This window comes from Streptomyces sp. NPDC005799 (assembly GCF_040630525.1).
Lineage (GTDB): Bacteria > Actinomycetota > Actinomycetes > Streptomycetales > Streptomycetaceae > Streptomyces > Streptomyces griseorubiginosus_B.
The window spans coordinates 1-3,671 of sequence record NZ_JBEXXQ010000159.1; the positions used below are offsets into that span (position 1 = coordinate 1).

The 3,671-nt window shown below is 65.3% G+C and carries 1 protein-coding gene and 2 pseudogenes; 2 read left to right on the plus strand and 1 reads right to left on the minus strand.

Annotated elements, in window-relative coordinates:
• Positions 1-532, plus strand: a pseudogene (locus ABZ453_RS50680) (transposase); the annotation flags it as partial.
• Positions 533-1,943: 1,411 nt separating this feature from the next.
• A pseudogene (locus tag ABZ453_RS50685) lies at positions 1,944-2,030 on the plus strand (DUF397 domain-containing protein); the annotation flags it as partial.
• Positions 2,031-2,855: 825 nt separating this feature from the next.
• On the opposite strand, the gene ABZ453_RS50690 reads toward ABZ453_RS50685, so the two are convergent.
• Positions 2,856-3,095 carry a hypothetical protein gene (locus tag ABZ453_RS50690; protein ID WP_359026796.1) on the minus strand — a complete coding sequence of 80 codons (240 nt, stop codon included), beginning with the start codon at positions 3,093-3,095 and terminating at the stop codon, positions 2,856-2,858.
• Positions 3,096-3,671: the final 576 nt, after the last annotated feature.

A 3,671-nucleotide genomic window follows, 5' to 3' on the forward strand; every position in this document is an offset into this window, starting at 1 on the left:
CATCCTTGAGGGGACGTTGATTCGCCTCCAGGTCGACCACCTGCCCGGAGGAGGGGACCCGCTGCCGGTCTGGCTGTGGTCCTCGAAGACTGGGATGACCAGCGCGGACGTCGATCTGAGCTGGCAGGCGTTCCTGCGCCGCTTCGATCTTGAACACACCTTCCGCATGATCAAGCAGACGCTCGGCTGGACCCGGCCGAAGCTCCGCACTCCGGAAGCGGCGGACCGCTGGACGTGGCTGGTCATCACCGCCCACACCCAACTTCGGCTCACCCGTCCTCTCGCCGAGGACCTCCGCCGCCCCTGGGAGAAGCCCGCGGAGCCCGGCCGGCTTACCCCGGCCCGGGTTCGCCGAGGGTTCAGAAACCTCCGGCCCGCCTTGAGCTGCCCCGCCCGTGCGCCGAAACCCACCAGGCCAGGCCCCGGCAGACCTCTCGGTTCCAAGAACCGGCGGCCCGCCACCCGCTACGACGTGGGCAAAACCGTGAAACGACCCGAGACGATCACCGAACGCGACCAAGCCAGACCATAAAGAACAAGATGAGGACATACAGGCGTAACGGTCGTCCATCATTCGGTCGGTTGTCGAACAGTCCCGGCAGCAGGGTGTGGAGCAGACCGACGACGGCCAGGCTCAGGAGGAGGGCGGCTCCGACAAGGCGTGCGCCGCGGTCGATGCCTTCCGGACGACACCAGCCAGCCGCCGGGCCGCACCACGCTGGACCCTGTCGCGCGGGTCTGTCCAGCCAATGGCCCTGTCTCACATTCGGTGGTAACTGAAAGTCACGGGAAGAACACCTAGTCAAACCGCGCGGGTACGTGCCCGCGACCTTGCTTCGCTGCCTGTGGCGAGCTCATCATCCAGATGCTGACAGGCGGTTGAGCTGGGCAAATCGCTACAGGTAACCATCATCACCGCCTGTTACCACCGAATGTGAGACAGGGCCGTTAGATTTACACTCCCCACGACCGGAGTACCCCCGCATTGGTGAGGAGGATCCGTCAGTTCGCGGCGGAGATGCGGGAGTTCTGGGAGTACCCCGGCGTTGGAGGGGAGGACGACAGCGCGGAGCAGGCCGTGCAGGTCTGCGCCGAAGTACCCCCGCGTTGGCGGGGAGGACGCGCGACATGGGGGCCGGGGCTAATCGATTCGCGGAGTACCCCCGTGTTGGCGGGGAGGAGCGGTCCGGCTACTTGAACGAGGTCTTCGCCAAGTGGAGTACCCCCGTGTTGGCGGGGAGGACCCCTTCCTGAGTTGCGGATTAGCGATGGCTTTGCTGTCTCTTTACTCCGGTGGGTGTGGTCATGTGGATGAGGGTAGCGGCTGTGGCGGAGGCGGGATGAGCCGGTTGCGGTGGGCTGGGTGTTGTTGTTGGTGTCTCGTGTTTTTGATCCTCGCTGCTGGCGGATTCTTCTCGTTGCGCGTCGCCGGGGCCCTCCGCGCTCGGGTGCCGGAGGAGGCCGGCGCGGCAAACGTGGGAAGGGCACGGGAGCGTTACGCGACGCCGTCGGCTACTGAAAGATGCCGTGGAGGGGCCGATCGGTGTCCAGTGCGCCCAGGGATCGTGTGCTGCGGGTGGTGTACCAGCCACGTCCCTGCCGATCCAGCCCTGGTGGCGAAGGAGTGTGAGAGGGCGTACAGCCCGTTTCCAGCCCCTCCTGGACACGCTGCCCGACCTGTCCGGCATCGACGTGACCAGGGATGCCAGGCACACCCAGTAAACCTCGCCACCTCTCTGCGTGGGCGGGACGCCCACTACACCGTGATCGTGAAGCGCAACACGAAGAGGCTCCACCAGCAGTTGACCCCCGTGCACGTGCATCCGTTCATGCATCTGCATGTGAACAAGGCTATGATCCGGGTCAGTTGACCTCTGCATCACTGGCCCCAAGGCCACCGCACCACCGGGGAGCGACCTGTGGACCACGACGTGTACAACGGCATGGCGGCCACGGAGCTGGACGGGGTGGCCTGGCAGAAGAGCCGGCACAGCAACTCCCATGGCTCCTGCGTGGAGTTCGCCCGGCTGCTGAAGCGCTGCGGGCTCGCGTGATTGAGCTCAATTGGGCGGAGCGGTTCGTATGAAGACGCCTGCTGATGATCTTGAAACACGCTCCCCGGAGTGCGCGCTCGCCGCTCGTCCTGACTACGCGACACTTCACGCCGACTGTCGCCAGACGGAGAACATCCCGCTTCCCGGCGTAACTGGAGTCCTTCTCACGCGTCGCTGCACGTGTCCGTGCCATTGAGGCGCGAACCCGCCAGGTTCCTCAGTCTGAGCCTTTGGCCGGTGGCCTGCTGTCGGCGTACGGGATCAGATGTACACCGACAGCGTGGGAGGTACTTGGCCCAGGCGGGCGGCAACGTGGCGGCGCTGCACCGGCATCTGAAGGCATACGGCCCGAGGCAACACGCGGGGGACGTGGGACGCCCCGGGCCGTATGGGCACCACAGCAACCCAAGAGTCCCCCCTCGAGTGCTCGCGCGCCTTGCCGCACGCTGTGGTTCCTCCATGATCACCCTTGGGCTCCTGACCCAACAGAGTCATACGACCCGCCCGCACTCTCAAGTCGAGCCGAGGTCGGATCGTTGAGACGGGACAGTCGGGCCCTGACCACGGGCGTGGGCGTATTCAGGCTTGCCCCGTCCACGGCTGGTTAGAGGCGGCCAGCGGCTTCTGCGCGCTGTCCTTGTCCGGATTTGCCGCTGTCCAAGTGTTCGTCCACAGGTGCTCATCGTCCCACACCATGACGTTGTGCTGGGTGTCCTGACGCAGTGGGATCTTGCGCCCGTCAATCTGGAGCGGCTCCGGGGCGATCAGCGAGGCCAGGTTCCATCCTGCGGCGTCCCAAACTCAGCCGTCGGCGTCCACCGCATGGGGCCCGCGGCGGATGTGGCCCCACACCTGTACCAGCTCGGGCTCGATGGAGGCGAACAGATCGGCAAGGTCGCTGCCATAAGCGACGGACATGTCGTCGGGCTTGATCCCCAGCAGCGCCTGTTCCCACAACAGTACTGCGAACCTCAGATGAGCGGGGGAGAGCTGGCTCGACAGGCGAGGATGCGCGGCGGGTGCTGCTTGCTGGAGGGCCAAGGCTTGCGCTGCCGCTGGCCCGCAGCACGGTCAGCAGTCCGGTGTAGGGGAGGTTGGCGTCCGACCCGCTCCGGGCCCGGTATTCGCTGTGAAGCCGCTGCCACTCGTGTTCGATCTTGTCGGGGAGCCGGTACAGCCATTGTACGGAACGTGATCTTCGCAGACCCGTTCCTACCAGGGGCTTCACTCATGCCTGACGCCGAGTCACCATCCCGTCGTCCGGCATCATCACACACCGCAACCGTCACGTTGCCGAGAAGAGTTCACTGACCTGACATTCGAGGGCGGCGAAGCTCTTTAGGGCTTGCCGGGAAACAAGTCGTGGCTTCCGGTTGCGGCGATCGTTGTTCTGGTATAGAGAGACAGGGCTTGATCAAGTTCCACAGTCGTGCGGTTGGTCCGGGGAATGACGGGTTGGGGTGCAGAGCAGAGCAGGCACGGGCTCGTGATCATTGGGGTGTCTAAGCTCAACGATCATGAGGCGGACGGTGGAGGCGTCTTCGGCGTAGGTCACGTCTCTGACGTGGTGCAGGGCTTCGATGCTCCAGTGGCCGCGGACGGCGGCGGCGGGTTCGG